This window comes from Pseudomonas sp. GW821-FHT09E04, assembly GCF_059416185.1.
In genome coordinates this window covers 191757-195983 of sequence record NZ_JBWKOR010000003.1, presented here as the reverse complement: position 1 = coordinate 195983, position 4227 = coordinate 191757, and the positions used below count along the sequence as shown (strand labels likewise).

3 protein-coding genes are annotated in these 4227 nt (G+C 60.7%); 2 read left to right on the top strand and 1 reads right to left on the bottom strand.

Annotated features, from left to right (window positions below; all coding sequences use genetic code 11):
- Positions 1 to 66: 66 nt before the first annotated feature.
- Both macA and AC07N4_RS12120 read left to right on the top strand, forming a co-directional pair.
- Positions 67 to 1215: a macrolide transporter subunit MacA gene (gene macA, locus AC07N4_RS12125; RefSeq protein ID WP_493066154.1), complete on the top strand. Its 1149-nt coding sequence runs from the start codon at positions 67 to 69 to the stop codon at positions 1213 to 1215.
- Between the two features lie 2 nt (positions 1216 to 1217).
- Positions 1218 to 3176 (top strand): MacB family efflux pump subunit, encoded by a 1959-nt coding sequence (locus AC07N4_RS12120; protein WP_102622126.1) that lies wholly within the window; start codon positions 1218 to 1220, stop codon positions 3174 to 3176.
- Positions 3177 to 3239: 63 nt separating this feature from the next.
- On the opposite strand, the gene AC07N4_RS12115 is transcribed toward AC07N4_RS12120, so the two are convergent.
- Complete coding sequence (locus AC07N4_RS12115; RefSeq protein ID WP_096820710.1) at positions 3240 to 4013, bottom strand: helix-turn-helix transcriptional regulator; 774 nt, start codon at positions 4011 to 4013, stop codon at positions 3240 to 3242.
- Between the last annotated feature and the right edge of the window lie 214 nt (positions 4014 to 4227).

Here is a 4227-nt window from a genome sequence, read left to right as displayed (position 1 = left end):
TTGAAGTCTTTATCCTGGAACCCGGCCGCTGGCCGGGCTCAACCCTGAACGGAATTGTGGTCATTTATGGAACAGTCGAAGTTGCGCAAAGTCGGTCTGGGAATCGCGTTGACGCTGGTGGCCGGGTTGGTCTTCTACACGGTGCAGGCACCGGCCGAAGCACCGCAATACCTGACCGCCACGGTCGAACGCGGTGACATTGAAAACGCGGTGCTCGCCACCGGTCTGCTGGAGGGCATCAAGCAGGTGGACGTCGGTGCCCAGGTCTCGGGGCAGTTGAAGTCGCTCAAGGTCAAGGTCGGCGACAAGGTCAAGAAAGGCCAGTGGCTGGCGGAAATCGACCCGTTGGTGCTACAGAACACCCTGCGTCAGGCTCAGGTCGATGAGGAAAACCTGCAAGCCCAGCGCCGGGCGACTCAGGCTCAGCTCCGGCAGACCAAGGCGATCTACGAGCGCTATCAGAACCTGCAGGAGGACGCCTCTATCTCGCGGCAGGATTTTGAAACCGCGCAATCGAACTACGAAGTGCAGCAAGCCAATCTGTTGTCGCTGGATGCGCAGATCAAGAGCGCGCATATCCAGATCGACACGGCCAAGGTCAACCTGGCCTACACGCGGATCATCGCGCCCATCGACGGCGATGTGGTGGGCATCGTGACTCAGGAAGGCCAGACTGTGATTGCCAACCAACTGGCGCCGATCCTGCTGAAGCTGGCGGATCTGGACACCATGACCGTCAAGGCTCAGGTGTCGGAGGCGGATGTCATTCACATCGCGCCGGGGCAGGAGGTTTATTTCACCATTCTGGGCGAGGACAAACGTTATTACGGCAAGCTGCGCGGCACTGAACCCGCGCCGCAGAACTTCCTCGAAACCCCGCCCGCCGGCACGCCGAAACAGAACACGGCGGTGTTCTACAACGCGCTGTTCGAGGTGCCGAACCCTGATCACCGCTTGCGCATTTCCATGACGGCCCAGGTGCGGGTGGTGCTCGACACCGCCAAATCGGTGTTGACGATTCCGGTGGCCGCGCTGGGCCCGCGCAACAACGATGGCAGTTTTCCGGTGCGGGTGCTGGACGCCAAGGGCCAGGCGCAGTCGCGCAACGTACAGACCGGGATCAACAACAACGTCAAGGTGCAGGTCAACGGTGGTCTGGCCGAAGGCGACCGGGTGGTGATCGGTGATCCGGTGTCGAAAGTGGCAGGGGCATGAGCATGACCGAACCTCTGCTGCAACTGACCGGCATCAGCCGCAGTTTCACCGCGGGCGACCGTGAATTTCTGGCGCTGAAGAACATCGACCTGACGATCAATGCCGGGGAAATGGTGGCGATCATCGGTGCCTCGGGCTCCGGCAAATCAACCCTGATGAACCTCCTCGGCTGCCTCGACTACGCCACGGCCGGCAGCTACAAGATCAACGGCCGGGAAACCCGCGACCTGGACAATCAGGCGCTTGCCGAACTGCGCCGTGATTACTTCGGTTTCATCTTCCAGCGCTACCACCTGCTGCCGCATCTGAGTGCGATGCACAACGTCGAAATGCCGGCAATATACGCCGGCACACCGGAACCGCAGCGTCATGCCCGGGCCCGTGAGCTGCTGGCACGGCTGGGGCTGGAAGGGCACCTGACTCATCGTCCGAGCCAACTGTCGGGCGGTCAGCAGCAGCGCGTCAGTATCGCCCGGGCCTTGATGAACGGCGGCGAAGTGATCCTCGCCGATGAACCGACCGGCGCACTCGACACCACCAGCGGCAAAGAGGTGATGCGTATTCTGCTGGAGCTGCACGCCGCCGGGCACACGGTGATTCTGGTGACCCACGACCCCAAGGTCGCGGCCAACGCCGAGCGCATCATCGAAGTCAGCGACGGCGAAATCCTCAGCGATCGCTGCAACGAGCGCGACACCACGGCGCTGACCAATGAGGACGCAGTGCCGCCCAAGTCCACGGCGGCGCGGCGTCTGGTGGCCAGCCTCGGGTTGTTCAAGGAAGCGTTCAACATGGCCTGGGTCGCACTGATCTCCCATCGGATGCGCACCTTGCTGACCATGCTCGGGATCGTCATCGGCATCACCTCGGTGGTGTCGATTTCGGCCATCGGCGAAGGGGCCAAGCGCTATGTCTTGAAAGACATCCAGGCCATCGGCAGCAACACCATCGATATCTATTCCGGCACCAGTTTCGGCGATAGCCGTTCGGCGGCCATCGAAACCCTGGTGCCGGCGGATGTGACGGCGCTCAATCAGCTGTACTACGTCGACAGTGCCACGCCGGTGGTCGGGCGCAATCTGTTGCTGCGTTACCGCAACATCGACCTCGATGCGCAGGTCAACGGCGTCAGCGATCTGTACTTCCAGGTGCGCGGGATCAAGATGGAGTCGGGCATCCCGTTCAGCGAAAGCGATGCAAGGCGTCAGGCGCAAGTGGTGGTGATCGATCACAACACCCGCCATCGATTGTTCGGCGAAGGGGTTGATCCGCTGGGGCAGGTGATCCTGATCGGTAACCTGCCGTGCACCGTGATCGGTGTGGCGGCGGAGAACAAGAACATCTTCTCGTCGAGCAAGTCGCTCAACGTCTGGGTGCCCTATGAAACCGCAGCCGGACGGCTGCTGGGCCAGCGTTATCTGGACAGCATCAGTGTGCGGATCAAGGACGGTCAACCGAGCAAAGTGGTAGAGGACAACGTCAACAAGCTGATGCTGCAACGCCACGGCACCAAGGACTTCTTCACCAATAACCTCGACAGCGTGATGCAGACCGTACAGAAAACTAGCCGCTCACTGGCCTTGCTGTTGTCGCTGATTGCGGTGATTTCGCTGGTGGTAGGCGGCATCGGCGTGATGAACATCATGCTGGTGTCGGTCACCGAGCGTACCCGTGAAATCGGCATCCGCATGGCGGTCGGGGCTCGGCAGTCGGACATTCGCCAGCAGTTTCTGGTGGAGGCGGTGATGGTCTGCCTGCTGGGTGGCGCCATCGGTATCTCGTTGAGTTACGCCATCGGCCACCTGTTCTCGCTGTTCATCAAGGAATGGGAAATGGTGTTTTCGCTGACCTCGGTGCTCACTGCTGTGCTTTGCTCGACCCTGATCGGTATCGTGTTCGGCTTCGTGCCGGCGCGCAATGCGTCGCGGCTCGATCCGATCGAGGCGTTGGCCCGGGATTGAAACGGGCGCAAAAAAACCGCCGTCCTTTGCAGGAGGGCGGTTTCGTTACAGGCGTGTGAACCGTCAGGCCGCGTTCGACGGGCCGCAGGCTGCGGGGCAGTCCTTTGGTGAGTACATCCAGCGCATCAGCGAGTGACGGCCGCTGATACCCAGTTTGATCGCGGCGCGTTTGAGGTAGCTCTCCACGGTGTTGACCTTCAATTGCAACTGCTCGGCCAGTTCAGGCGCGGTGCGCCCGGCGAGCAGGCCGACACACACTTCCATTTCGCGGTTCGACAGGCTCAGCCCCAGTTGCTCCACGCGCTCGCAAAAGCGCAGGCGCAGGGTTTCCAGGCCCAGCAGGGTTGAATCCGATTGCTCCTGAGATTGTCCCTGGGCGTCAGTGTTCGCCGGTTGCAGGGCGTTGATGTGTTTCTCGACCATCGGCAGCAGCACTGGAGAAATGTCCTGCAACAAACTGCGCTCGTGGGCGGAAAAGCGTTTTGACGGGCCGCACCGGTAAACCGATATCACATAGCGGTAACCGTCCTTGCGCCGGGTCAGATGCAATTGCGAGGCGTCGGTGACCGTCGAGGGTTCGGGAGTGGGCAATTCATTGGCACTCGGCAGAGTGCTCAACTCGGAATACACCGTTTCAGCCAGCAAGGATGCTTCCTTGACGCATTCGGGCTCACTGCGCGGCTGTGCGCGTCCGACCGGTTCCACGCGCATCTGCCGGATGTGCGTGGCGTCCACCGCCAGTTGGGTCAGGATCAGGTCGTGCAGCATCCGTGGGAAATGTCGGCTGCCAGTGCTGGCGATGACCTTGCCAATGTGAGGAAACAGCTGTGAGTTCATGTCGTTCATCCATGAGTTGCAGTGTGGTACTCGTGTTCCTGAGCCACCGGAAAACAGCTCCATGCCCGGCGACAGCGAATCAGGAAATGGGATCCTATCCTAGTACAACGTTTCAGCGACGGTTTAATGAAGGGGCTATTAGCTCATAACTGACGGTGAGGGGGATGTCGGGATGACACGTGTCAGCGAAACGCCTTACAGCTGAATAGGAATA

Excerpts from the sequence above, each read along its gene's own strand:
- AC07N4_RS12115 (WP_096820710.1), bottom strand. The coding sequence starts at position 4,013 with ATGAACTCACAGCTGTTTCCTCACATTGGCAAGGTCATCGCCAGCACT.
- AC07N4_RS12120 (WP_102622126.1), top strand. The coding sequence starts at position 1,218 with ATGACCGAACCTCTGCTGCAACTGACCGGCATCAGCCGCAGTTTCACC.
- macA (WP_493066154.1), top strand. The coding sequence starts at position 67 with ATGGAACAGTCGAAGTTGCGCAAAGTCGGTCTGGGAATCGCGTTGACG.